The organism is Microbispora rosea, from assembly GCF_900156315.1.
In the GTDB taxonomy this organism is placed as follows: domain Bacteria; phylum Actinomycetota; class Actinomycetes; order Streptosporangiales; family Streptosporangiaceae; genus Microbispora; species Microbispora rosea.
Window position 1 is genome coordinate 63040 of record NZ_FTNI01000028.1, and the last position, 23498, is coordinate 86537.

Here is a 23498-nt window from a genome sequence, read left to right on the forward strand (position 1 = left end):
AATTCCCGCGTGAGTGAGCTAGCTGCTCATATAGCGTGTTCGGCATGATTTTCCCCTCCCCGCGACACCTCCCTGGATCACGGCCGTGCTGAGCCGCCTGCTCCGCACGTACCTGCGGCCCTACTCCCCCGCGCTCGCGGCGGTGGTGCTGTTCCAGCTCGTCGGCACCATCGCCTCCCTGTACCTGCCGAGCCTGAACGCCGACATCATCGACCAGGGGGTGGCCACGGGCGACACCGGCTACATCCTGACCACCGGCGGCTGGATGCTGACCGTGTCCCTCGTGCAGATCGCCTGCTCGATCGCGGCGGTCTATTACGGTGCCCGGGTCGCGGCGGGGTTCGGCCGGGATGTCCGGTCGGCGGTCTTCCACCGCGTGACCGGCTTCTCCCAGCGGGAGGTCTCCGAGTTCGGGGCTCCGTCGCTGATCACCCGCAACACCAACGACGTGCAGCAGATCCAGATGCTCGTGGTGATGACCTGCACGATGCTGGTCGCCGCTCCCATCATGGGCGTCGGCGGCATCATCATGGCCCTGCGCCAGGACGTCGGGCTGTCGTGGCTCATGCTGGTCTGCGTCCCGGTGCTGCTGGTCTCGATCGGGCTGATCGTCTTCCGCATGGTCCCGCAGTTCCGCGCCATGCAGACCCGCATCGACGTGGTGAACCAGGTGCTCCGGGAGCAGCTTTCCGGCATCCGCGTGGTGCGGGCGTTCGTCCGGGAGCGTGAGGAGACCCGCCGGTTCGCGAAGGCGAACGACGAGCTGACCGACACGGCGCTGCGCGTCGGGCGGCTGACCGCGCTCATCTTCCCCACCGTGATGCTGATCCTCAACGCCTCCAGCGTCGCCGTGCTGTGGTTCGGCGCCGCCCGGGTGGACAGCGGCGAGATGCAGGTGGGAGCCCTCACCGCGTTCCTCATGTACCTGATGCAGATCCTCATGTCGATGATGATGGCGACCTTCATCTCGATCATGATCCCGCGTGCCGCGGTCTGCGCGGAGCGCATCTCGGAGGTGCTGGACACCGAGTCGTCGGTGCGCCCGTCCGACGATCCCGTACGCCAGGTGGACCGCCGGGGCGAGCTGGAGCTGCGTGACGTCGAGTTCCGCTATCCGGGCGCGGAGGCGCCCGTGTTAACCGGCATCTCCTTCCGCGTGGCCGCGGGACAGACCACCGCCGTCATCGGGAGCACCGGGTCGGGGAAGACGACGCTGGTCTCGCTGGTGCCCCGCCTGTTCGACGCGACGTCCGGCGCCGTGCTGATCGACGGCGCCGACGTACGCGAGCTCGATCCCCAGATGCTCTGGACGCGCATCGGCCTGGTGCCGCAGAAGCCGTACCTGTTCACCGGCACCGTCGCGAGCAACCTGCGGTACGGCAACCCGGACGCCACCGACGAGGAGCTGTGGGAGGCGCTGGAGATCGCCCAGGCCCGCGACTTCGTCGAGGCGATGCCCGAGGGCCTGCAGGCCCCGATCTCCCAGGGCGGCACGAACGTGTCCGGCGGGCAGCGCCAGCGCCTGTCCATCGCCCGCGCGCTCGTCGCCAAACCCGAGATCTACCTGTTCGACGACTCGTTCTCGGCGCTCGACCTGACCACCGACGCCAGGCTGCGCGCGGCGCTGCGCCCGTACACGGCCGACGCCGCCGTGATGATCGTCGCCCAGCGGGTCTCCACCATCGCCGACGCCGACCAGATCGTCGTCCTGGACGACGGCGTCGTCGTCGGCATCGGCACCCATGACCAACTGCTCGATACCTGCCCGACGTACGTCGAGATCGTCGAGTCCCAACTGACCGCGGGGAGTGCGGTATGAGCGACCGGCCCACGGCACCGGCACGGCCCATGGCACCGGCGCGGCCCGCCGGAGGCGGCGGTTTCGGGCCCTTCGGCCGCGGCCAGATGCCGGCGGAGAAGTCGATGAACTTCGGCCCCTCCGTACGGCGGCTGCTGCGCCGGTTGAGCCCGGAACGGCCGAAGATCCTGGCCGTGATCGGCCTCGCCGTGATCAGCGTGGTGTTCTCCGTCATCGGGCCGAAGCTGCTCGGTCGGGCGACCGATGTGATCTTCAGCGGTGTGATCGGCGGACGGCTGCCCGCGGGAACGACCAAGGAGCAGGCCGTGCAGGGCCTGCGCGCCTCGGGTCACGGCGACTTCGCGGACATGCTCGCGGGGATGGACGTCGTCCCCGGTCGCGGCATCGATATCGGCGCGCTGGGCACGGTCCTGGCCTGGGTGCTGGCGCTGTACGTCGCGGCGTCGCTGTTCATGTGGCTGCAGGGCCGGCTGCTCAACGACGTGACACAGCGCACGGTGTTCCGCCTCAGGGCCGACGTCGAGGACAAACTGCACCGGCTCCCGCTGAAGTTCTTCGACGGCCAGCCGCGCGGCGAGCTGCTCAGCCGGGTCACCAACGACATCGACAACGTGTCCCAGACCCTGCAGCAGACGCTGAGCCAGCTGCTGAGCTCGCTGCTCACCGTGGTCGGCGTGCTGGTCATGATGTTCGTGATCTCGCCGCTGCTCGCGGCGATCGCACTGGTGACGATCCCGGTCACGATGATCGTCACAGGGCAGATCGCCAAGCGCTCGCAGAAGCAGTTCGTCGCCCAGTGGGCGCACACGGGCACGCTGAACGCCCACATCGAGGAGGCGTTCACCGGTCACGAGCTGGTGAAGGTCTTCGGGCGGGGCCCGGAGGTCGAGCAGGTGTTCCGGGAGCGGAACGAGGCCCTGTACAAGGCGAGCTTCGGCGCCCAGTTCATCTCCGGGATCATCATGCCGACGATGATGTTCATCGGGAACCTCAACTACGTCGCCATCGCGGTCGTCGGCGCGGTACGGGTGGCAGGCGGGTCGATGAGCCTGGGCGACGTCCAGGCGTTCATCCAGTACTCCCGGCAGTTCACCCAGCCGCTGACCCAGGTGGCCTCGATGGCCAACCTGCTGCAGTCGGGGGTGGCCTCCGCCGAGCGGGTCTTCGAGCTGCTGGACGCCGAGGAGCAGGAGCCCGACCCGGCCGACCCGGTGCTGCCCGAGACCCGGCGGGGGCGCGTCGAGTTCGAGCACGTGTCCTTCAGCTACGACCCCGAGCAGCCCCTCATCGAGGACCTGTCGCTGGTGGCCGAGCCCGGGCACACGATCGCGATCGTCGGCCCGACCGGCGCGGGGAAGACCACGCTGGTCAACCTGATCATGCGCTTCTACGAGCTGGACGCGGGCCGCATCACCCTCGACGGCGTCGACATCACGGCGATGCGCCGCGAGGACCTGCGTGCCCAGATCGGCATGGTGCTCCAGGACACCTGGCTGTTCGGCGGGACGATCCGCGACAACATCGCCTACGGCAACCCCCGGGCCACCGACGAGGAGGTCCAGGCGGCGGCCCGGGCGACGTACGTGGACCGGTTCGTCCGCACCCTCCCCGACGGGTACGACACCGTGATCGACGAGGAGGGCGGCAACATCAGCGCCGGAGAGAAGCAGCTGCTGACCATCGCCCGCGCGTTCCTCGCCAACCCGTCCCTGCTCATCCTGGACGAGGCGACCAGCTCGGTCGACACCCGCACCGAGGTGTTGGTGCAGCACGCGATGGCCGCGCTGCGCAGCGACAGGACCAGCTTCGTCATCGCCCACCGGCTGTCGACCATCCGCGACGCCGACCTCATCCTGGTGATGGAGGCCGGGAGCATCGTCGAGCACGGCACCCACGACGAGCTGCTCGCCGCCCGGGGCGCCTACCACCGGCTCTATTCCTCGCAGTTCGCCGGCGCCCTGACCGGCGACGACGCATCCGCCGCCGAAGTGGGGTGACCGGCGCCGGCGCGCCTGCTCCCCATCGCCGCCCGGCCACCGGTCTCACGGCCCGGCCGGGCGGTGCGGAGACCCCGGAGGCGGCCGCCTCGGCCGCCTCCGGGGCGCTCCGGCGCTGAAGGCGGGAGGTGACGGGTGCCGCGGCGCTCACGAGCGGGCGGACAGCGTGAACTCCTTGCGCGGCTCCTCGATGGCCCCCAGCGAGACGATCTCCCGGGGGAAGAACAGCCCGAGCGTCCAGTCCATGAGGATCCGGGTCTTCTTGTTGAAGGTCGGCATCCGCGTCAGGTGATAGGTGCGGTGCATCAACCAGGCGGGGAAGCCGCGAAGCTTCCGGCCGTAGATCTGCGCGACTCCCTTGTAGAGTCCCAGGCTCGCCACCGACCCCGCGTACTTGTGCCGGTAGGGCCGCTGGGCCTCCCCCCGCAGTACCCCCAGCAGGTTGTCGGCCAGCGTCTTGGCCTGCCGTACGGCGTGCTGGGCGTTGGGCGGGCAGAACTCCCCCGGCCGGGTCAGGTCGGGGACGGCCGCGGAGTCGCCCGCGGCGAAGGCGAAGTCGGTGCCGTGCACGCGCAGGCAGGGGTCGACCCTGATCCTGCCCTTCTTGTCCAGGGGCAGGTCACCCGCGCCGACCAGCGGGTTGGGCTTGACGCCCGCCGTCCAGACGAGGGTGTCGGCGCCGAACTCCTCGCCGTCGCTCAGCACGACGCGGCCGTCCTCCGCGGACTTCAGCCGCGTGCCCATGCGGACCTCGATGCCCCGCTCGCGCAGCTGGAGGGCCGTCCATTTGCCCATGTCGGGGCCCACCTCGGGCAGGATGCGGTCGGTGGCCTCGACCAGGATCCAGCGCATGTCCTCACGACGCAGCCCGGCGAAGTACTTGAGCGCGCCCGCCGCCATGTCCTCCAGCTCGGCCAGGGCCTCCACGCCGGCGTAGCCGCCGCCGACGAAGACGAAGGTGAGGGCCCTGCGGCGGACCTCCCGGTCCGGCGTGGACGCGGCGATGTCGAGGCGGCCGAGCACGTGGTTGCGCAGGGCGATGGCCTCTTCGATGGTCTTGAAGCCGATGCCGTGCTCGGCCAGGCCGGGCACCGGCAGAAGCCTTGAGATCGAGCCCGGCGCCACGACGAGGTAGTCGTAGTCGATGGTGAGGTCGGGCCCCTCGTGCGGGGTGAACTCCGCCTTGCGGTCGCCGAGCCGCACCTGGGTGATCCTGCCGCTGAGGATCTGGCATCTGTTCAGCACCCGCCTGAGCGGGACGACGACGTGCCGCGCCTCGATGTTGCCCGCGGCCGCCTCCGGGAGGAAGGGCTGGTAGGTCATGTAGGAATCGAGGTCCGCGACGGTCACGAGCGCCTCGCCGCGGCGGAGCCTGCGCTGCAGGCGGAGTGCTGTGTACATGCCGACGTATCCGCCGCCGACGATCAGAATCCGTGGGACAGCCATGGCTGTCCCCTACCCCTAGTCCAGGAGGAAACGCATCGTCACCGTGGTCCCTGCGGGACCGGTGGTGACGTGGAGGTCGTTGCTCAGCATGCGCGTGACCCACAGCCCCATGCCGCTGGTCGCGTTCTCCGGAGGTGGGTCGTGGCCCGGCTCGCCCTCGAGACGCCATTGCCTGCCGTCGTCGTGCACGGCGACCACCAGGGCCGCCCCATCGCGCCAGATGCCCAGCCGTGCCTTGGTCGACCCGTGGGTGACCGCGTTGGTGGCGACCTCGTTGAGCGCGACGAGGAAGTCGCCGATCGCGCCCTCCCTCATGCCGCGACGCTGCGCCTCGGCGGCGGCGAACTCCCGCAGATCGGGCAGATCGGCTAAGGAGAAGGCACGCTCCCTTGCCGCTCTGGTGACGTGCGCGGGAACGCCGTCATCTTTCACCCGGTACACGCCTCCCGCCGGAATCTCGCCGTCTCAGGATCTATGGGCTATGGGCAGGACGAAGATACCCCGGGACACCGCCTTGGCACAGACGGTGTCCCGGGCATCGCCGCATCCTCTCATCCCGCGACGAGCTCCGCCCGGAGCTGGTCGAGGGTCTTGCGGAGGATCCGTGAGACATGCATCTGCGATATGCCGAACTCCGCCGCGATCTCGGCCTGCGTCATGTTGCCGTAGAAGCGCAGCAGGAGGATGTTCTTCTCCCGCTCGGGGAGAAGGTCGATGAGAGGCTTCAGCGCCTCGGTGTCCACCAGGGTGTCGAGCGCGTCGTCCTCTTCGGGGATCACGTCGCCGAGCGCGGCGGCGTCGTCGTCGGCGCCGATCGGCGCGTCGAGGGAGAGCGTGCTGTACGCCGCGGAGGCGTCCATGGTGAGGAGCATGTCCTCCTCGGACAGCCCCATCTTCTTGGCGAGCTCCGCGACGGTGGGGAACCGGCCCAGCTCCTGCGTCATGTCGGCGACGTGCCGGTTGAGCTCGGCCCGGCGCTCCTGGTAGAGGCGGGGCACCCGGACGGCCCAGGTGCGGTCGCGGAAGTGCCGCTTGACCTCGCCCGTCATGGTGACCATGGCGTACCCGCGGAAGCTGTGGCCCAGGGTGGGGTCGAAGCCGTTGATGGCCTTCATGAGGCCGACGTACGCGGCCTGCAGGAGGTCCTCCATCGGCTCGCCACGGTTGAGGTACCGCCGGGCGATGTCCCTCGCCATCGGGCGGTGCATTTCTACGATCTTCTCACGGAGGCGTTCCCGCCGCTCCTCGGACTGTCCGTCCTCGGCCAGCTCGGCCAGGAGCTCTTCGGCGGTCGGATTGCTGGCGGTCTCTACACGGACCTCGGCAGCCATCTGCGCAGTCCCCTCGTATTTTCTCGCGAGGGCGCCTACGCGCTGGGATGACCACGCAGAAGGCACGCCTCGCTACAGTATCGAGACGAGGCCCTCTGCTGGACCTCTGCTTCAGTATATTGCCGCAAAATCAGGAGTATCACCACCCCTTCGGCACCAGTAATGTTGCCGCAGAGGAGGCGCGAGGTGTCTAACAACGGGCTGCTGTCCCTGACGTCCAGCATGGCAGGGGACATCGTGGTGATCCATGTGAACGGCGTCCTCGACGCCACGACTCGTGAGCAGTTCTCGGACTACCTGGACGCCGCGGCCGACGACCACGGCCCCGGCATGGTCCTCGACCTGGGCGGCGTGACCTTCATGGACTCCCGGGCGCTGGGCCTGATCGTGCACCACTGGCAGCGCTCGACCACGGCCGGCGGCAAATTCGCACTGATCTCCGTGCAATACCCGAACTCCAAGGTGATGTGGGTCACCGGCCTGTCGGAGCGACTGCCCCTGTTCGACACCCTCGACGAGGCCCTGGCCGCGTTCGCCGCCTGAGCCCGCCGCCGGTCGCCGGTCGCCGCATCCCCGCTGCCGCCACCCGCGGCGTACGGCCCCGCTCAGGCCGGGGCGGCTCCCCCGTGCTTCTGCTGGTGCTCGGTCACCAGGAGCTTGGCCAGGTCGGCCACCTTCACCTGGTGGTGCTGCGACACCCGCCTGAGCTCCTCGAACGCCTCCTCGGCCGAGCAGCCGCTCTTCGACATGATGATGCCCTTGGCCTGGTCGATCACCGACCGGCCCGCCAGGGCCTCCTGCATCTGCGCCGCGCCGGTCAGGACGTCGTCGAACTCCCAGATGTTGGCCAGCGCCACGGTGATCTGCTCGCGCAGCAGGGCCATGAGAGGGCCCCCGGAGCTGAACACGCCGGGGCGCACGCCGTACAGGCCGATGATCACGACGGCGCCTTCCACCGCGATCGGCACGACGAGGACCGAGCGCACCCCGTGCCGTACGGCGGTGGCGGCGTAGCGGGACCAGCGGGACTCGCGCATGACGTCGGGGATCGCCATCGGGCGGCCGGTGGACAGCGCCTCCCTCGACGGGCCCTCGCGCAGGTCGCGTTCGCGGTCGATGAGCACGGTGAGCTCGCTGTGGGAGGCGGCGAGCAGCACCCGCTCCTCCATCCACAACTCGGCCGTTCCGCCGGCGCAGCCGGGGACGCCACGGGCGACCGCCTCGGTGATGCCGCGCAGAACGCTCTCGGCCGACGTGCCCTCGGTCACACGGCCCAGCGCCGCGAGGTCACGCGCGAGAATGGATGTCGTCTCCATGGTAGAAAGACCATTCCCATAGTTTTCGGGTTAATCCAGGCTGGATCGATTAGACCCGGGGTTTGGCGTAGCGTCTACGTCGAGAGAGGGGGGCAGCTTGCCCGACACCGCCGAGCTCGAGCGCGCGTTGAGCGGGCTCGCCGACCGCATCGCCACCCTACGGGAAGATCCCGATCCGGGTGCGATGCTACGGGAGCTGGACGCCGCAGAGGAACTGGTCCGCAAGTCCCTGAGCGAGCTGGCGCGCAGCCGCAGGCGCAGGGACGGCGGCAGCCAGCGCGAGCAGAAGCTGCTGCGCCAGGTGTTCCGCGCGCTGCCGATCCCCGTGGTCATCATGGACACGGGCGGCACGGTGCGCCGTATCAACAACGAGACCACGCGTCTGCTCGGCAGCCCCGCCGGCTACCTCATCGGCCGCGCCTTCCCCCTGCTCGTCGACGTGGCCGCCCGCGCGGCGTTCCGGCAGCGCTTCGCCGCCATCCTCCGCGGCGACGACAGCGCCTCGTTCCAGACCAGGCTGGCCCACCAGGGCCGCGCCCACACCGTACGGCTGGTGCTGAGCCGCCTGCGCATGCCGGGCGAGCCGCAGGAGATGATCGCGGGGGTCGTGCTGCCCACCGAGGTCCAGCTGCCCGAGCCGGCCGTACAGGGGGCCGTGCCCGACGACGCGGCGGTCCTGGCGGCGGCGAGGCGGCACGAGCTGCTGTCGCGGCTGACCGGGCTGCTGCTCGACGAGGAGAGCCTGCGCGAGCCCGTCGCCCTGCTGCGGGCGGCCCGCCTGCTGGCCGCGGAGACGGCCGACTGGGTGATCGCGGACGTCGCCAGGGGCGACGGCCTGGTCCGGTCGGTCGTCATCGGCCCGAGCGACCAGCCGGTCGGGCGGCTGCAGCGGGCGGTCGAGGAGGCCCCGCCGGCGCTCGCGCCCGTCGTGGAGCAGGTGATGACGACGCAGAGCGGCGTCGTCCACGAGATGCTGACCGACGACTCGCTGCTCGGCGGCGACGTGCTCCAGTCGATGCGCGCGGGCTCGCTGCTCAGCGTGCCGATCCGCGCCGACGGCGAGGCGCGGGGCGTGCTCACGCTGGTGCGGCTGCGCGACCGCCCGCCGTTCGGCCTGGCCGACCTGGGCCTGATGGAGGAGATCGGCCTGCACATCGGATTGGCGATGCGGGCCCAGCAGGGGTTCCAGCGCCGGGCCCAGGCCGCCGACACCCTGCAGACCGGTGTGCTCCCCCGGACGCTCCCCGAGATCCCCGGCTTCGAGATCGCCGCCGCCTACCACCCCGGCTCCGGCATGCGCGCCATCGGCGGCGAGTTCTACGACGTGTTCCCCGTCAAGAACGGATGGGGCTTCGTGATCGGCAGCGCGGCCGGACGCGGCGAGGAGGCGGCCGCCGTCACCGCCATGGTCCGCAACGGCCTGCGCGTGCTGAGCGTGTGGGAGGACGACCCGGGGCAGGCCCTGCGCAAGGTCAGCGACGCCCTCGTCGCACAGAACACGGGCCTGTTCGTGATGGCCGCCGCGGGCTTCGTACGGGGCCGCAAGGTGCGGCTCGCCTCGGCGGGGCACCATCCGGCGGCGCTGATCCAGCCGGGCGGCGGCGTCCGGTTCTCCGAGGGCGGCGGCGTCCCGCTGGGCTTCGAGGAGGGCTCGGTCCCCGCGACGGAGGAGCTCACGCTGTCGGCCGGGGAGACGCTCGTCCTCTACAGCGACGGCCTGGTGGGCTCGCAGAGCCCCGCCGGGGACAACTACGGCGAGCAGCGGCTCACCGAGGCTCTCGCCCGCTGCGCCGGGCAGCCTCCGGGCGCGGTCGTCAAGGCTATCGAGGAGGACCACCGGGCCTTCTGCGGCAGCCACGCGGTCGACGAGATCACCGTCCTCACGCTGCGCCGATCCCGCTGACGGGATGTGCCCGCGCCACGCCGAGGCGGCGGACCGGGGTGGATGCGACGCGGCCCCGGCGCGGCCTGTGGCCGCCCCGTCAGGTCCGCGGCCACCTGCGCATACGGCAGGAGAGGGCGGCCGCCGTGTCAGGGCACGGACGGCCACGTCGCGATTGCGGGAGTGCGCGTGATTTTTCCCGATTAGGCGTTTAGCGCGAATCAGAGTAAGGTAAACATCATCTACATCGATCGTGCCTAGGACGCAGGCACACCCTTTCAGACGCCTTCATGTCTCGAGGTGTGCCATGGATATCGCGATCGTCACCGCGCACGAACTGACTCCCGACACTCCCGCTATCGCCCGTGAGCTGGGGCGGGGCCACCGCGTCACCGTCTACACCCGCTCGATGGTCAAGGGGGACGGCGTCGAGCACGTGCCCGCCGGACCCGACGTGGAGCTGTCGGAAAGCGACCTTCTCCCCTACATCTCGGACTTCAGCGACGGCCTGCGGCGCAGGTGGCGGGAGCACCGCCCGGACATCATCCACGCCTACTCGTGGTCCAGCGGCCTGGCCGCCATCGCCGGGTCCGAGGGCCTGGGCGTGCCGGTCACCCAGACCTTCCACAGTCACTACGACGACACCCGGAGCGCCGCGCCGGTGCGGCGGCTGGAGTGCGCGATCGGCCGCCGGGCCAGGGCGGTGATCGCCGCCTGCGCCGACGAGGAGTCCGAGCTGATCCGGATGGGCGTGCCGCGCCGCAACATCTCGGTGGTCCCGCACGGCGTGGACATCGAGCGCTTCCGCCGCCAGGGCCCCGCCTTCCCGAGGGGCGAGCGGCCTCGCCTCCTCCACGTGGGGCACGTGGGCGCCGACTGGGCCGTGCACGCCCTGCGGGCCGTACCGGAGGCCGAGCTCGTGATCGCCGGCGGCGACGACCAGAGCGTCGAGCGGCTGCGCGCCCTCGCCGGAGAGCACGGCGTGGCGGACCGCGTGGAGATGCTCGGCATGGTCCCGCACACCGCGATGCCCAAGCTCATGCGCAGCGCCGACCTGGTGCTGTCGCTGCCGCCGACCGTCCCCACGGGCACGGCCGCGCTGGAGGCCATGGCCTGCGGCATCCCGGTCATCGCCTCGGCCACCGGGGCGCACCTCGACTCGGTGGTGGACGGCGTGACCGGATTCCTGACCCGGCCCGACCGCCCGCTGGAGATCGCCCACCGGATCCGCCGCCTGCTCGGCGACGCCACGCTGCGCACGGCCATCGGCTACGCGGCCGCCGACCGCGCCCGTTCCCGCTATTCGGTCGAGCGAATCAGCATGGAACTGCTCCGCGTTTACGAGAAGACGTGCGCGTAAAAGGCAAGAGATATTACCGGATTTAGGCCGTTATCCGAGTGAAATGATGTGATTAACTCGGCTCATGTCATCTCATGGGCCTGGTTTAGCGGTGGCGGCGGCGATGCTCATCGCCGCCGCCACGGCCTGTTCGAGCGGGGACTCCGCGAAGGTGTTCAACGCCGGAGGCGAGTCCACCGCACAGGGATCGGCGTCCTCCCCCGGTTCGTCCGGCGCGCGGCCGGGCAACGCGAACGCGGCGGGACTGAGCGCGACGCGGACCGCAACCGCGGCCGCCGCACCCGCCGGCGAGGACCGGAATGGCGAGAAGGTCGCGGGCACGACCGGCGACACCACGATCGCGGAGAAGATCGGCGACCTCCCCGCGGCCCCGTCGCCGCGTCCCTCCCCCAGCCTGTCCCCCCTCCCGTCTCCCGGCCTTTCGCCCGGCCCGCGGGCGACACCCGCGCCCGCGACGGGAACCGGGACCGAGCCGCCGATGCAGCTCGCACAGCCCGCGCGCACCGCGGACCGGCCGGTCGTGGTGAACGCCATCGAACCGGAGGACGTGCCCCGGGCGGAGCGCTCGCCCGCCACTGCGACCCCCGCGGGCGCGACCGGGGCCGCACGGCAGTCCTCCCCGCCCCCGAACACGTCCCCGAATGCGTCGCCGAGTACGCCCGCGAATACGCCCTCCCGCACGCCGGCGCCCCGCACGTCCGGCGCCTCCGCGGCCGGCTGGGGCGAGCCGGCCCTGACCGAGGACTTCGGCGGGCAGACGCTGCGCCTCACCGCGGGCGGCGGCGGCATGGACCTGTCCGGCACGTCGCTCCAGCGGTACGGCCGCTGGGAGGTCCGTTTGCGGGCCGAGGGGGGCGCCCTTCCCGTCGCGCTGCTTCAGTCTCCCCGGTCGGACGCCGCCCAGTACGGCGGCTCGCGCCGCGGCGGCTCCCGATACGACCAATCACGGCGCGGCCAATCACGGCACGGCCAATCCCCTTACGACGGCTCGCTTTACGACGACTCCCAGTACGACGACTCGGAGTACGGCGAACCGCAGTACGGCGACTCCCGGTACGGCCAACCGCGGTACGGCGACTCGTGGCGCGACGGCTCGGAATACGCCGGCCCGCAGGACGGCATCCCGGCATCCACGCGGTTCGCGGAGACCGGCGGCGCGGAGACCAGCGGCGCGAAGACGGGCGGCGCGGAAACCGAGGACGCGGCGATCGGCGTGGCGGGGATCGCGGGCGGGCGCGCGGAGCTCTCCGTCCGGCAGGGCCGGGAACTGGCCAGGGCCGAGTTGGGAGCCGACCTCACCCAGTGGCACACGGTCGCCGTCGACTGGCTGCCCGGCCGGGTGACCTTCTGGCTGGACGGCAGGCAGGTGTGGAACTACACCGGCCCGTACGTCCCCCGGTCCCCGCTGGGCCTGGTGCTGCGCAACGACGCCTCCGGCGGCACGGTGTACGTCGACTCGGTGCGGATCTACCGGGCTCCGCAGCGGTAGCCTTCCCGGATGATCTCGGATGCGTGATGGAGACGCGGGGCGGGTGTGAGCGAACGGCACGGCACGGCAGGGGAACCCCCAGTCGATCCAACGGCGGACTCCGCGGCGGATTCCAGCGCCGAACCCGCGGCGGAGGCGGTCCGGGCGGGCGACGAGGCCGGGTTCGGCGCGCTCGCCGCCCGTCACCGGCACGAGCTGCGGGTGCACTGCTACCGGATGCTCGGGTCGTTCACCGACGCCGAGGACCTGGTGCAGGAGACGCTGCTGCGGGCCTGGCGGGCACGGGACAGCTTCGAGGGACGCTCGACGTTCCGGGCGTGGCTGTACCGGATCGCCACGAACGCCTGCCTGGACGCTCTGTCCGGCCCGGCCCGCGCCCGCGAGGTGGTGGCGGCGGACGTATCGGAGGGCCCGGGGCGTCCGGCGTCGGCCGACGTCCCCTGGCTCCAGCCCTATCCGGACGACCTGCTTGATCTGGCGGCGGGCGGACTGGGCCGCGGCCACCCGGCCCAGCCGCGACGAGCTCGACCTGCTGGAGCGCTACGTCACCGCCTCCAGAAACGCCGACCTGACGGCGCTGGCGGCGCTGCTGCGCGAGGACGTCCTGCAGGCCATGCCGCCCGCCGCCCTGGTGTACGACGGGCGGGCGGCCGTGCTCGACATGTGGCGTCCGGTCCTGGAGGGCGAGGAGCGCTGGGGCGAGTGGCACTGCGTCCCGCTCGCGGTGAACCGGCAGCCCGCGGTGGCGAACTACGTGCGGCGGCCCGGCGAGACCTCCTACACCGCGGTCAACATCGACGTGTTGTGCGCCGAGGACGGCCTCATCACGGAGATCACCACTTTCGGCCCCGAGCTGCTGCCCCTGTTCGGCCTGCCGCTCTCGGTCGACCCCGCCATCCCCGGACGGGCCGTTACCGGATCGTGATGCGAGATGGCCGCACGGGCCGATTCCCTTTCCCGGCCCGCGCCGTCGTACGAGCGCTATCGCAGAACGCCACTGGCGGAGAAGGGGAACACCATGCCGGACATCATCGAGACGACGCAGCCGGACGAGCAGGTCAGAGCGCTGGACCGGCTGGTCGGCTCATGGCGCGTGACCGGCGGCGCGGAGGGCACGGTCACCTACCGCTGGATGGAGGGGGGATTCTTCCTCATCCAGGACATCCGAATGGAGCAGGACGGCCAGCCGATCACCGGCATCGAGGTCATCGGCCGTGAGAGGTCCTACGGGGCCGACAAGCCGAGTGAGGACATCAAGTCGCGCTACTACGGCAGCGGGGGCGACACCCTCGACTACGTTTACGAACTCGACGGCGACACGCTGACCATCTGGTTCGGTGAGAAGGGGTCTCCGGCGTACTTCCGGGGCACCTTCACCGCCGACGGCGACGCCATGACCGGACGCTGGAACTACCCGGGCGGCGGGGGCTACGAGTCGAACATGACCCGGATCGGGTAGCCCGTCACGAGTGGGTGGGGAGCAGGGCCGCCGCCTTCAGCGACAGGTGGAGCAGCAGGCGGTCCTCCCCGTCGGCGAGGTCGAGCCCCGTGAGGCGCCCGGCCTTGCCCAGCCGGTAGTACAGCGTCTGCCGGTGCACGCCCAGCACCGCCGCCGCCTCCTGGACCTGCCCGGCGTGGTCGAGGTAGGTCTCCACGCTCGCCGAGATCCCGGGCGTGAGGGCGGCCGACTCCGCGGCGAGGTCGGCCAGCTCGCGCGGGGACAGCCGGGCCAGCAGCCGGTAGACGCCGAGCGTGCTCCAGTCGGCCACCGGGGCATGCCGCCCGACGTGCTCGGCCACCCGCAGCGCCGGCAGCGCCTCCCGCCAGCTCTGCCACGCCTCCCCCGGGTCGTCGCGCGGGCCCCCGACCCCGGCGGCCAGGCCGTACAGGTTGTGCAGGAGGCGCGCGACGTGCGCGGCCTGCGCGGCCGGCGCCAGCACCGCGAGCAGCGGCGCGTCCACGGCCGTGTCGGTCACGTCCGGGTCGGCCAGCACGCCGCGCGGCAGCGTGCGCGGTGGCCCGGAGACCACCGCGGGCGTCCGCACGGCCACCGCCGCCACCGGTCCCTCGACATCCACCCGGACGGTGGCGCGGACCGCGGGGTCGGCCGAGAAGAACTGGCGCAGCGGGGCGTGCCGGCCGCGGGCCTGCGTGGCCAGCAGCGCGGCCGCCCGGCCGACCAGCGGCGCGACGGCGGCCAGCCGCTCGTCGGTGAGCGCCCCGGATTCGAGCGCCCACAGGTAGCCGTAGGTCACCCCGTCGTGCCGCAGCGGCACGCACACGCGGCCGAGCAGGCCGGGCAGCCCGGGGATCCGCACCGGGCCCGTCGCGGTCGCGATGCCGTACGCCTCGAAGTGGGCCCGCACCTCGTCGGACGCGTGCCTGCGCAGGATCGACTCCTGCCGCACGCGGTCGATGTCCCCGCTCTGCGCGCCGTACGCCAGCAGGTTGAACGAGCGGTCCTCCAGCGTCACGGAGGCGTCGAGCAGCCGGGAGATCTCATCGACGATGTCTTGCATGCTGACATTCTTGTACATTTGTCGAAAAATGCTGTGGCGGATGTCCGTGGAACTTCTGTGACGTGCGGATTTAGCCTGAGGCCATGCTCGGTTCCCTGCTTCTCGCGGGCTCACGCAGCCCGCTCGCCCGCCGGGCCGTGTCGGGGCTCCCGCTCACGCGCAAGGTCGTCGACCGCTTCGTGGCCGGAGAGTCCACCACGGACGTCGTCGCCGCGACGCGCCGCCTGACCGGCTCGGGGCTGTCCGTCACCATCGACCATCTGGGCGAGGAGGTCCGGGACCCCGGCACCGCCGTCGCCGCCGCCAAGGCGTACGTCTCGCTGCTCGAGGAGCTGCGGCCGCTCGGCCTCGGCGACCGGGCCGAGGTGTCGGTCAAGCTGTCGGCCGTCGGCCAGGCCCTCGACCCGGGCATGGCCCTGGAGAACGCGCGGCAGATCTGCGCGGCGGCGCGGGAGTGCGGCTCCACCGTCACCCTGGACATGGAGGACCACACCACCGTCGACGCGACCCTCGGCGTGCTGCGCGCGCTGCGGGAGGACTTCCCGGAGACGGGCGTGGCGATCCAGGCCTACCTGTTCCGCAGCGAGGCCGACTGCCGCGACCTCGCGGGGTCGCGGGTGCGGCTGGTCAAGGGCGCCTACGCCGAGCCCGCCTCGGTGGCCTGGCAGAGCAAGGCCGAGGTCGACCGCGCGTACGTGCGGTGCCTGCGGGAGCTCATGTCGGGCACGGGCTATCCCATGGTCGCCACGCACGACGACCGGCTGATCGCGATCGCCGAGTCGCTCGCGGTGAGCGCCGGGCGCGGCACCGGCGACTACGAGTTCCAGATGCTCTACGGCATCCGGGCCGACAGGCAGGCGGCGCTGGCCGCGGCCGGGTCCCGGGTGCGGGTCTACGTCCCCTACGGCGACGACTGGTACGGCTACTTCATGCGCCGCCTCGCCGAGCGCCCGGCCAACGTCGCCTTCTTCCTTCGCGCTCTGAGGGGTAAATGATGGATGCGATCACCGACGTCCCGGTGCCGGCGAACGAGCCGGTGCACGCGTACGGACCGGGCAGCGCCGAGCGCGCGGTCCTGGAGACCCGGATCAAGGAGCTGTCCGGGACGTCCCTCGACCTGACGATGACGATCGGCGGCGAGCGGCGCATGGGCGGCGGCGCGCCGATCGACGTCGTGCAGCCGCACAACCACGCCGCCGTGCTCGGCCGTACGGCCGACGCCACCTCCGCCGACGTGCGGGCGGCGGTCGACGCGGCGCTGGAGGCCGCGCCGCGCTGGCGGGCCCTGCCGTTCGAGGAGCGCGCCGCCGTGTTCCTCAGGGCCGCCGAACTGCTCAGCGGCCCGTGGCGGGCCACGCTCAACGCGGCCACCATCCTCGGCCAGTCGAAGTCGGCGCAGCAGGCCGAGATCGACGCCGCGTGCGAGCTGATCGACTTCTTCCGGTTCAACGTCGCCTACGCCCGGCGGCTCCTCGCCGAGCAGCCGCAGTCGTCGCCGGGCGTGTGGAACCGCATGGAGTTCCGCCCGCTGGAGGGCTTCGTCCTGGCGATCACGCCGTTCAACTTCACCTCCATCGCGGCCAACCTGCCGGCGGCGGCGGCGCTGATGGGCAACGTCGTGGTGTGGAAGCCGTCGCCGACGCAGCAGTTCTCGGCGCACTTCACCATGCGGCTGCTGGAGGCGGCCGGGCTGCCGCCCGGCGTGATCAACATGGTCACCGGCAACGGCGGCGCCGTCTCCGAGGTGGCGCTGCCGCACCCCGAGCTGGCCGGGATCCACTTCACCGGCTCGACGGCCACGTTCCAGCACCTGTGGCGCGCCGTCGGGGAGAACATCGCGGGCTACCGGGGCTACCCGCGGCTCGTCGGCGAGACCGGCGGCAAGGACTTCATCCTGGCCCACCCGTCCGCCGAGGCCGGGATGCTGTCGACCGCGCTGCTGCGGGGCGCGTTCGAATACCAGGGCCAGAAGTGCTCGGCGGCCTCCCGGGCGTACGTGCCGCGCTCGCTGTGGACCCGGATGCGCGACGACTTCGTCTCGGCGGCCGAGTCGCTCACCGTGGGCGACGTGTCGGGCGACCTGTCCACGTTCATGGGCGCGGTGATCGACGCGCGGGCCTTCGCCAAGCACAGGGAGGCGATCGACCGGGCGCGTTCGGCGGACTCGATCGAGGTGCTCACCGGCTCCTACGACGACTCGACCGGCTACTTCGTGCGGCCGACCGTGCTGGAGTGCGCCGACCCCGCCGACGAGGTCTTCGTGAAGGAGTACTTCGGCCCGATCCTCGCCGTCCACGTCTACGACGACGCCGCGTACGACACCGTGCTGGACCAGATGGAGAGCGTCTCGCCGTACGCGCTGACCGGGTCGATCATCGCGCAGGACCGGTACGCGATCGACGACGCCACCGAGCGGCTGCGCTTCGCGGCGGGCAACTTCTACGTCAACGACAAGCCGACCGGCGCGGTCGTCGGGCAGCAGCCGTTCGGCGGGGCCCGCGCCTCGGGCACCAACGACAAGGCCGGCTCGATCTTCAACCTGATCCGCTGGGTCAACGCCCGCACGATCAAGGAGACCTTCGTGCCCCCGGTCGTGAGCGGGCCGTACAAGGGCGACGTTCCGCAGGGCGGCTGGCAGCAGCCCGAGCTCGGCGACCTCGGCTACTGACGGATCGCGATCCGCGCCGCGACACGTGGGTCGTCCTCGCCGAGCAGCGTGAACGGCTGAGCGTCGAGGACGAGCACCGTCGTGGGAAAGGATGCTTCCCCGCGTTTCAGTCCTCGGTGGGGACGGCCATCTCGCCGAGGAGGGACCAGTCGTCCTGCGGGACCGTGACGTTCACGATCCTCGGGGTCTCGGCGAGGTGAGGCGGCAGCGTCCGCCGGGCCGTCTGGAAGTGCTCCGACCCGACGTGCGCCGCTCCGGCCTCGTCGTCGCGGAACGCCTCGACCAGGACGTACTCGGCCGGGTCGTCGAGGCTGCGCGACCAGTCGAACCACAGGCAGCCCGGCTCGGCGCGCGTCGCCTCGGTGAACTCGCGGGTGATCTCCGGCCACCGGTCGGCGTGCTGCGGCAGCACCCGGAACTTCGCGGTGATGAAAATCATCTGGCGTCTCCTCGTGTGATCGCGGGCAGGACCACATTCTCCAGCACCGCCGCCGGCGCGGCGTCCTGCCCGGGTCCGTTGTAGTCGCCGGCGGTGACGGCCACCACGAGGTCGAGATCGGGCAGCAGGAACAGCCGCTGGCCGCCGTTGCCGATCGCCGTCGCCCGCGCCCCCGGGCCGGCGTACCACAGGTAGCCATAGGAGACGCCCTCCCAGGCGGGCACCCGGGGGCGCAACATCTCCTCGATCCAGCCGGGGGCGACCTCCCGGCCGAGCACGGCCTGCCCGATCCGGGCGAGGCCGCGCGGCGTCAGGCGCAGGCCCGAGGCGGCCAGGGCCCTGCCGTCCGAGCCCGCCGACCACTCGAAGGCCCCGACGCCGAGCGGCTCGAACAGCGCGGTGCGGGCGAACTCCTGAAGGCGCAGGCCCGTGCCCTTCTCCACGATCGCGCCGACGAGGGCCGCGGCGCCGCCGCTGTAGCGCCACCGCTCGCCCGGCTCCTCCACGAACGGGCGCTCCAGCACGTAGCGGCAGCGGTCCGGCGCCAGGTCCATGGCGATCTCGCTGTTCGCCGGGCTGGTGTAGGGCGCGCTCTCGTCCCACTCCAGGCCCATCGTCATCGTCAGCGCGTGCCCGACCGTCAGCCCGGCCCGGCGGGGATCGGCCGCCAGATCGGCGTACTCGGGAAAGGCCGACAGGAGCGGCTCGCCGGGGTCCGGCACCAGGCCGGACTCCAGCGCCATGCCGTACAGCAGCGCCACCAGGCTCTTGGTGACCGAGCGCACGTCATGCAGCGTGTCCGGCCCGAAGTCCACGTGGCCGAGCGGCGTGTTCAGCACGTGGTCCTCGCCGCCGCCGTACCACTCGAGGACGACGCTGCCGTGCCGGGCCACCACGACGCCGTGCAGGGCCGGGGCCCCGCCCCGCCGTACGAGGGCGTCCAGCCGGTGGGGCAGGTCCGGCGCGAACCCCGCCTCATCCGGGGCCTTCTCGGGGTCCTTCTCCGGGGGGATCAACCGCATGCCGTTTCCTCCACTCGCTCGGGGATTGGAGCCTCGCATAATTCACCGGCGATAGACGACGGGCAAAGGGGGTACCGCATCCGAAAGACGCCTCCGAGCGAGCCGAGGTCGACATGCGCGCGATACTGGCGGCTCTATGCGTCGCGGCCGCGGCCGTCACCGCCGCCTGCGGCGACATCAAGCAGGACTACTACACCCAGACGATGCCCCAGAACGAGGGGGCGAACGTGAACCTGCCCGGCCTGCTGCTCCGCAACGCCTTCATCATCGGCTCGCAGCAGCCCGCCGCGCCGGGAACGGACATGCCGATGTACATGATGCTGCTCAACGAGAGCGGCGCCGCCGACCGCCTGCTGTCGGTGGACACCGGGGGCCTGTTCCGGGAGGCCCGGCTGCCCGCCGGCGGCCTGGAGATCCCCGGCGGGAGGTATGTCGGCGGGACGGCCCTTCCCCAGGTGCTGCTCGCCGGCCTCACCCGCCCGCTGGGCAGCGGTGGCACGATCCCCGTGACGTTCCGGTTCCAGAACGCGGGGACGGCCAGGGTCGACGTGCCGATCCTGCCGCCCGGAACGTGGCGGAGCACCTACTCTCCCTGGCCGGGCACGTCGCCGAGCCCGTCGCCGGCCGTCTCGCCCAGCCCGTCGCCTGCCCTTTCACCCGGCTCCTCGCCGCCCGTCTCGCCGAGCCCGTCACCGGCCGGGAGCTGACCCGTCCCGGATCCCGGGGTTCGCGGCGATGATCTCCTCGGCGACCGCGCGCAGGCGGGGCAGGTACGCGGTCACCTCGCGCGCCCTGCGCCGCAGGACGTCCGGCGACCCGGCGCCCAGGTCGGCCGCCAGGTCCGCGAACCCGGCCAGGTGTCCCGTCTCCCCCGGCGCGTCCGCGGCGAGGATCTTCAGGCAGCGGGCGTACGTCGCGGCGATCCAGAAGACGGCCTCGCGGTGCAGTCCCCGCGCGACGAGGTCGGCGCTGCCGTCCACCGCCACCGGCCGGGCCGCCTCCGCGACGTCGGCGGAGAAGGGGAACGGCGTGCGTGCCGCGGCCGCCGCCGCGTCGAAGGCCCTCGTCATCGCGGCGAGGTGAGCGGTGACCCGCTCACGGGTCAGCTGCGCGCAGCCGAGCAGGCCGAGCAGCTCCTCGTAGACGTCCATCCGGTCGTACGCCCGCAGGAGCTCGCGGACGGCCGGGTAGCGCAGTCGTACGGTGGGGTTGCGCAGCCCCGCTGTGAGGAGCACGTGGGTCGTGATGCCGGCTGGGAACAGCCAGGCGGTGACCTGGTCGTGGAACGGCGCGCGGGAGTCGAGCGCCGCGAGCCCGCCGGTGATGCGGCGTTCGGCGTCCTCGCACCGCAGGCGGACCCAGCGCCGTTCGGCGAAGCCCGCCGCGACGGCGGCCTGGAGCCTGGCCAGCCGCCCGGTGGGGTCGGAGATCACGGTGTCGGTGCGGAAGGCGCCGGCCAGGTGACAGGAGGCCAGCACGTCGCGCGGCGAGGCGAGCACGTCCCAGGACACGTACGTGACCTCGACGAGCACGCCCTCCCAGGGGATCTTGCCGAGCTTGGGCGGGGCCACGGGGTCGGTGACCACGACCGCCACGTCGACGTCCGACGTGGGCGGCAGCACCGCCCCGGGATCCGCCCAGGCCGCCGAGCCGGTCAGGAACGCCCCGGCGAAGTTCGCGGCGGAGGCGGCCTCGCGGGCGACCCATCGGGCCGCCGCGGCCCGCGCGTCCCGCACCCGTGTCACCGATGTCGTCATCCCTCTATCGTGGCGCGGCCGGCGGGGATCTTGAGCACGACGACGGCGATGTCGTCGCGGGGCAGCCCGGGCTGGAAGGCGACGGCCTCGTTCACGACCGCCTCGGCGATCCCTGCCGCCCCCATGGCACGGGAGGCGCCGAGCAGGAGCCGCAGCCGATCCTCGCCGTACAGTTCCTCGCCCCTGCGCGCCTCGACGACGCCGTCGGTGTAGAAGAGGACCGCGTCGCCGGGGGCGAGGTCGACGTCGACGTCGGTCAGCCTGACCCTGGGCAGCAGGCCGAGGACGTTGCCCGGACGCCCGATCTCGCCGACCGTGTCCCCGCCGGCCCGCAGCGGGTGCGGGTGACCGGCCAGGGAGACGGTGAGCCTGAAGTGCTCGCCGGCGGGCACGAGCCGGCCGTACACGGCCGTCACGAACCGGCCCGCCCGCTCACGCAGCAGGGTCCGGTTGAGCGCGGACAGCACCGCCGAAGGGCTGGGCTCCCGGATCGGCGCGGCCCGCAGCGTGTAGCGGGCCAGGCTGGTGACGACGGCGGCCTCCACGCCCTTGCCGCACACGTCGCCGAGGGCGAGCGCCCAGCCGCCGGCGGTCTCGTACATGTCGTAGAAGTCGCCGCCCACCACGTCGCCGCGCCCGGCGGGCCGGAACGCCCCGGCGACCTGAAGCCCCGGGATGTCGGGCAGGGCCGGGGGGATGAAGCTGCGCTGCAGGGTGCGGACCAGCTCGCGCGCCTCCGCCTCCGACCGTTCGGCGCGCTGGCGGGCGCGCAGCAGCTCACGCTCGTACTCCCGCCGGTCCGTCGCGGCGAACAGGCAGAAGCGGATGACGCCCGTGTCGTCCCGCATCACGGCGTTGAGCAGCACCGGAAGCCCCGTGCCGTCGGCGCGGCGCACGTCGACCGCGATCTCGCGACGACCGACTGCATCGCGAGCAGCGGGGCGAAGTGGGTCTCGTAGAAGATGCGGTCGCCGACGGCCAGCAGGTTCTGGATCCGCATGCCGCCGGTCAGCTCACCGGGGCCGTACCCGGTGAGCTCCAGCAGCGTGCCGTTGACCCGGACGATCGTCCCGTCGGGCAGCGTGGACAGGTATCCGCAGGGCGCGTGTTCGTAGAGCTCCTCGAAGTCGTCCTCGACTCCGTCCACCTACAGGAACGCCTTGATCGCGGAGATGGTCTCCTCGGGCGCGCTCAGGTTGGGGCAGTGCCCGGTCGCCCGCATCAGCACAAGTTCGCTGCCGGGCATGTTCTTGTGCACAAACGTGCCGACCTCGACCGGGGCGATCACGTCATCGGAGCACTGCAGGATCAGGCAGCGAGCCGGCACCCGCGACAGGTCGGCCCGGTTGTCCGACATGAACGTCACCGTCGCGAACCGCTTGGCGATGTCCGGGTCGGTGCGGCAGAAGCTGTTGGTCAGCTCGGTCCCCAGCTCGGGCCGCTCCGGATTGCAGAAGATGGCGCGCCTCGGCGTGGGCTCGCTGCCGATCTGCGGCACCGACGACCGGCTCAAGGGCGTGCTGACCGACCGCGACATCGTCGTGAAGGTGCTGGCCCAGGGCAAGGACCCCAGGTCGTGCCAGGCCGGCGAGCTCGCCCAAGGCGAGGCCGTCACGATCGGCGCCGACGACGACGCGGCCGAGATCCTGAGCACGATGGCCACGCACAAGGTCCGCCGCCTGCCCGTCGTCGACGGCCACGAGCTGGTGGGCATCGTCGCGCTGGCCGACGTGGCCCGCGCCCTGCCCGACCGTCCCGTGGGCGACCTCGTCGACGCGATCAGCACGGACTGACATTCGTCCGTCGCCGAACGGCAGGCGGTCGCCGGAGCCCCGGCCCTTCCCCCCCGGCCGGGGCTTCGCGGGCCCTGTTTGATCTGGACCGAGGGGGTATGGCGGCACTTGCGTGCTTCGTCCCGGCGGGACTCGCCGGAGCCGGAGCCGCCGCGGCCGGGAGCGGGGCGCGGGACCTGCGCCCCGAGGCCCGCCGGCCGGACCCGTCCACGACCGAGGCGCCGGAAGGGGTAGCGATGACCGACGACACCACGGCGGCCACGCCGGAACGCTTCGCGTTCGACTTCGACTCCCGGTTCGCCCCCCTGCTGTCCGTCCTGGGCATCCGCCCGGACACCGCCGGGGTCCTGGCCGGCCCCGGCACGCTGCGGGTCCGCTTCGGACCCTGGGTGATCGAGACCCCGCTGGCCAACGTCTGCGGCGTGGAGACGACCGGCCCCTACTCGCCGTGGCGGGTGATCGGGGTCCACGTGTCGCTCGCCGACCGCGGCCTGACGTTCGCCACCAACGCCCGCAAAGGGCTGTGCGTGCGGTTCCACGAGCCGATCCGGGGCGGCGAGCCGCTCGGGCTGCTGCGCCACCCCGGCCTGACCGTGACGGTCGCCGACCCCGCGGGACTCGCCGGGAAGCTGTCCCGGCGTCTGTAGAAGCTCCTGGAGG

Annotated in this window: 24 protein-coding genes and 1 pseudogene; 14 read left to right on the top strand and 11 right to left on the bottom strand. The window is 72.0% G+C overall.

Features of this window, described 5'->3' with window-relative positions; all coding sequences use genetic code 11:
* Window positions 1-85: 85 nt before the first annotated feature.
* Together BXA11_RS31570 and BXA11_RS31575 are read left to right on the top strand one after the other, a co-directional pair.
* Window positions 86-1819 carry an ABC transporter ATP-binding protein gene (locus BXA11_RS31570; RefSeq protein ID WP_076440408.1) on the top strand — a complete coding sequence of 578 codons (1734 nt, stop codon included), beginning with the start codon at window positions 86-88 and terminating at the stop codon, window positions 1817-1819.
* Window positions 1816-3816 carry an ABC transporter ATP-binding protein gene (locus tag BXA11_RS31575; RefSeq protein ID WP_076440410.1) on the top strand — a complete coding sequence of 667 codons (2001 nt, stop codon included), beginning with the start codon at window positions 1816-1818 and terminating at the stop codon, window positions 3814-3816. The genes BXA11_RS31570 and BXA11_RS31575 overlap by 4 nt, the downstream gene beginning before the upstream one ends.
* A 147-nt stretch (window positions 3817-3963) precedes the next feature.
* Here BXA11_RS31575 and BXA11_RS31580 read toward each other — a convergent pair whose 3' ends face one another.
* The 3 genes from BXA11_RS31580 to BXA11_RS31590 all read right to left on the bottom strand — a co-directional run bounded on the left by BXA11_RS31580 (window position 3964) and on the right by BXA11_RS31590 (window position 6593).
* Entirely contained in the window at window positions 3964-5262 is a 1299-nt protein-coding gene (locus tag BXA11_RS31580; RefSeq protein WP_076440412.1) for an NAD(P)/FAD-dependent oxidoreductase, read from the bottom strand.
* 15 nt (window positions 5263-5277) lie between these two features.
* Window positions 5278-5694: an ATP-binding protein gene (locus BXA11_RS31585; protein ID WP_159454863.1), complete on the bottom strand. Its 417-nt coding sequence runs from the start codon at window positions 5692-5694 to the stop codon at window positions 5278-5280.
* A 119-nt stretch (window positions 5695-5813) separates the two neighbouring features.
* Complete coding sequence (locus BXA11_RS31590) at window positions 5814-6593, bottom strand: SigB/SigF/SigG family RNA polymerase sigma factor (RefSeq protein WP_030509501.1); 780 nt, start codon at window positions 6591-6593, stop codon at window positions 5814-5816.
* 186 nt (window positions 6594-6779) lie between these two features.
* Here BXA11_RS31590 and BXA11_RS31595 point away from each other — a divergent pair, with 186 nt between their 5' ends.
* Window positions 6780-7136 (top strand): STAS domain-containing protein, encoded by a 357-nt coding sequence (locus BXA11_RS31595; RefSeq protein WP_239105169.1) that lies wholly within the window; start codon window positions 6780-6782, stop codon window positions 7134-7136.
* Window positions 7137-7198: 62 nt separating this feature from the next.
* Here BXA11_RS31595 and BXA11_RS31600 read toward each other — a convergent pair whose 3' ends face one another.
* The gene (locus tag BXA11_RS31600; RefSeq protein WP_030509503.1) at window positions 7199-7909 is read right to left on the bottom strand and encodes a GAF and ANTAR domain-containing protein; all 711 of its coding nucleotides are present in this window, start codon (window positions 7907-7909) and stop codon (window positions 7199-7201) included.
* Window positions 7910-8006: 97 nt separating this feature from the next.
* Here BXA11_RS31600 and BXA11_RS31605 point away from each other — a divergent pair, with 97 nt between their 5' ends.
* From BXA11_RS31605 to BXA11_RS31625, 6 genes and pseudogenes are all read left to right on the top strand, one after another.
* Entirely contained in the window at window positions 8007-9812 is a 1806-nt protein-coding gene (locus BXA11_RS31605; protein ID WP_076440418.1) for a SpoIIE family protein phosphatase, read from the top strand.
* 286 nt (window positions 9813-10098) lie between these two features.
* Entirely contained in the window at window positions 10099-11151 is a 1053-nt protein-coding gene (locus BXA11_RS31610) for a glycosyltransferase (RefSeq protein ID WP_076440420.1), read from the top strand.
* A gap of 64 nt (window positions 11152-11215) precedes the next feature.
* A complete protein-coding gene (locus BXA11_RS31615) occupies window positions 11216-12640 on the top strand; it encodes a glycoside hydrolase family 16 protein (RefSeq protein WP_143734621.1) in 1425 nt (474 codons plus the stop codon).
* 216 nt (window positions 12641-12856) lie between these two features.
* Window positions 12857-12946: pseudogene (locus tag BXA11_RS44960) on the top strand (sigma factor); the annotation flags it as partial.
* Window positions 12947-13109: 163 nt separating this feature from the next.
* Window positions 13110-13565, top strand: coding sequence for a nuclear transport factor 2 family protein (locus BXA11_RS44965; RefSeq protein ID WP_239105170.1), 456 nt, complete (start codon window positions 13110-13112; stop codon window positions 13563-13565).
* A gap of 93 nt (window positions 13566-13658) precedes the next feature.
* Complete coding sequence (locus tag BXA11_RS31625; RefSeq protein WP_030509508.1) at window positions 13659-14099, top strand: hypothetical protein; 441 nt, start codon at window positions 13659-13661, stop codon at window positions 14097-14099.
* Between the two features lie 4 nt (window positions 14100-14103).
* On the opposite strand, the gene BXA11_RS31630 is transcribed toward BXA11_RS31625, so the two are convergent.
* Window positions 14104-15159 carry a PucR family transcriptional regulator gene (locus BXA11_RS31630; RefSeq protein ID WP_239105171.1) on the bottom strand — a complete coding sequence of 352 codons (1056 nt, stop codon included), beginning with the start codon at window positions 15157-15159 and terminating at the stop codon, window positions 14104-14106.
* An 83-nt stretch (window positions 15160-15242) separates the two neighbouring features.
* Between BXA11_RS31630 and BXA11_RS31635 the strand changes: the two genes are divergently transcribed.
* The gene (locus tag BXA11_RS31635; RefSeq protein WP_076440426.1) at window positions 15243-16154 is read left to right on the top strand and encodes a proline dehydrogenase family protein; all 912 of its coding nucleotides are present in this window, start codon (window positions 15243-15245) and stop codon (window positions 16152-16154) included.
* Window positions 16154-17827, top strand: a complete 1674-nt coding sequence (pruA, locus tag BXA11_RS31640) for an L-glutamate gamma-semialdehyde dehydrogenase (protein ID WP_076440428.1) — start codon at window positions 16154-16156, stop codon at window positions 17825-17827. Before BXA11_RS31635 ends, pruA begins: the two co-directional genes overlap by 1 nt.
* Window positions 17828-17933: 106 nt before the next feature.
* On the opposite strand, the gene BXA11_RS31645 is transcribed toward pruA, so the two are convergent.
* Window positions 17934-18266, bottom strand: a complete 333-nt coding sequence (locus tag BXA11_RS31645; protein ID WP_076440430.1) for a putative quinol monooxygenase — start codon at window positions 18264-18266, stop codon at window positions 17934-17936.
* The gene (locus BXA11_RS31650) at window positions 18263-19288 is read right to left on the bottom strand and encodes a serine hydrolase domain-containing protein (protein WP_083744714.1); all 1026 of its coding nucleotides are present in this window, start codon (window positions 19286-19288) and stop codon (window positions 18263-18265) included. The genes BXA11_RS31645 and BXA11_RS31650 overlap by 4 nt, the downstream gene beginning before the upstream one ends.
* Before the next feature lie 113 nt (window positions 19289-19401).
* Here BXA11_RS31650 and BXA11_RS31655 point away from each other — a divergent pair, with 113 nt between their 5' ends.
* Complete coding sequence (locus BXA11_RS31655; RefSeq protein ID WP_076440432.1) at window positions 19402-19995, top strand: copper chaperone PCu(A)C domain-containing protein; 594 nt, start codon at window positions 19402-19404, stop codon at window positions 19993-19995.
* Here BXA11_RS31655 and BXA11_RS31660 read toward each other — a convergent pair.
* From BXA11_RS31660 to BXA11_RS31670, 4 genes are read right to left on the bottom strand one after another with little or no spacing between them, the layout of a single operon-like run.
* Entirely contained in the window at window positions 19978-21045 is a 1068-nt protein-coding gene (locus BXA11_RS31660) for a hypothetical protein (protein ID WP_076440434.1), read from the bottom strand. The two genes, BXA11_RS31655 and BXA11_RS31660, sit on opposite strands and share 18 nt — an antisense overlap.
* A complete protein-coding gene (locus BXA11_RS31665; protein ID WP_083744715.1) occupies window positions 21042-21941 on the bottom strand; it encodes a PP2C family protein-serine/threonine phosphatase in 900 nt (299 codons plus the stop codon). Before BXA11_RS31665 ends, BXA11_RS31660 begins: the two co-directional genes overlap by 4 nt.
* Entirely contained in the window at window positions 21893-22192 is a 300-nt protein-coding gene (locus BXA11_RS41635; RefSeq protein ID WP_083744716.1) for a PAS domain-containing protein, read from the bottom strand. The genes BXA11_RS31665 and BXA11_RS41635 overlap by 49 nt, the downstream gene beginning before the upstream one ends.
* Entirely contained in the window at window positions 22193-22543 is a 351-nt protein-coding gene (locus BXA11_RS31670) for an alpha/beta fold hydrolase (protein ID WP_204053903.1), read from the bottom strand.
* On the opposite strand from BXA11_RS31670, the gene BXA11_RS31675 reads away from it, so the two are divergent.
* Together BXA11_RS31675 and BXA11_RS31680 are read left to right on the top strand one after the other, a co-directional pair.
* Window positions 22518-22838 carry a CBS domain-containing protein gene (locus tag BXA11_RS31675; protein WP_239105172.1) on the top strand — a complete coding sequence of 107 codons (321 nt, stop codon included), beginning with the start codon at window positions 22518-22520 and terminating at the stop codon, window positions 22836-22838. The two genes, BXA11_RS31670 and BXA11_RS31675, sit on opposite strands and share 26 nt — an antisense overlap.
* A 98-nt stretch (window positions 22839-22936) precedes the next feature.
* A complete protein-coding gene (locus BXA11_RS31680) occupies window positions 22937-23485 on the top strand; it encodes a hypothetical protein (RefSeq protein WP_143734623.1) in 549 nt (182 codons plus the stop codon).
* The last annotated feature ends 13 nt before the right edge of the window (window positions 23486-23498 follow it).

Excerpts from the sequence above, each read along its gene's own strand:
- BXA11_RS31635 (WP_076440426.1), top strand. The coding sequence starts at position 15,243 with ATGCTCGGTTCCCTGCTTCTCGCGGGCTCACGCAGCCCGCTCGCCCGC.
- BXA11_RS31680 (WP_143734623.1), top strand. The coding sequence starts at position 22,937 with ATGGCGGCACTTGCGTGCTTCGTCCCGGCGGGACTCGCCGGAGCCGGA.
- BXA11_RS31590 (WP_030509501.1), bottom strand. The coding sequence starts at position 6,593 with ATGGCTGCCGAGGTCCGTGTAGAGACCGCCAGCAATCCGACCGCCGAA.
- BXA11_RS31600 (WP_030509503.1), bottom strand. The coding sequence starts at position 7,909 with ATGGAGACGACATCCATTCTCGCGCGTGACCTCGCGGCGCTGGGCCGT.
- BXA11_RS31610 (WP_076440420.1), top strand. The coding sequence starts at position 10,099 with ATGGATATCGCGATCGTCACCGCGCACGAACTGACTCCCGACACTCCC.
- BXA11_RS31615 (WP_143734621.1), top strand. The coding sequence starts at position 11,216 with ATGTCATCTCATGGGCCTGGTTTAGCGGTGGCGGCGGCGATGCTCATC.
- BXA11_RS31660 (WP_076440434.1), bottom strand. The coding sequence starts at position 21,045 with ATGACGACATCGGTGACACGGGTGCGGGACGCGCGGGCCGCGGCGGCC.
- pruA (WP_076440428.1), top strand. The coding sequence starts at position 16,154 with ATGGATGCGATCACCGACGTCCCGGTGCCGGCGAACGAGCCGGTGCAC.
- BXA11_RS31650 (WP_083744714.1), bottom strand. The coding sequence starts at position 19,288 with ATGCGGTTGATCCCCCCGGAGAAGGACCCCGAGAAGGCCCCGGATGAG.
- BXA11_RS31630 (WP_239105171.1), bottom strand. The coding sequence starts at position 15,159 with ATGCAAGACATCGTCGATGAGATCTCCCGGCTGCTCGACGCCTCCGTG.
- BXA11_RS31575 (WP_076440410.1), top strand. The coding sequence starts at position 1,816 with ATGAGCGACCGGCCCACGGCACCGGCACGGCCCATGGCACCGGCGCGG.
- BXA11_RS31655 (WP_076440432.1), top strand. The coding sequence starts at position 19,402 with ATGCGCGCGATACTGGCGGCTCTATGCGTCGCGGCCGCGGCCGTCACC.
- BXA11_RS31645 (WP_076440430.1), bottom strand. The coding sequence starts at position 18,266 with ATGATTTTCATCACCGCGAAGTTCCGGGTGCTGCCGCAGCACGCCGAC.
- BXA11_RS31580 (WP_076440412.1), bottom strand. The coding sequence starts at position 5,262 with ATGGCTGTCCCACGGATTCTGATCGTCGGCGGCGGATACGTCGGCATG.
- BXA11_RS31625 (WP_030509508.1), top strand. The coding sequence starts at position 13,659 with ATGCCGGACATCATCGAGACGACGCAGCCGGACGAGCAGGTCAGAGCG.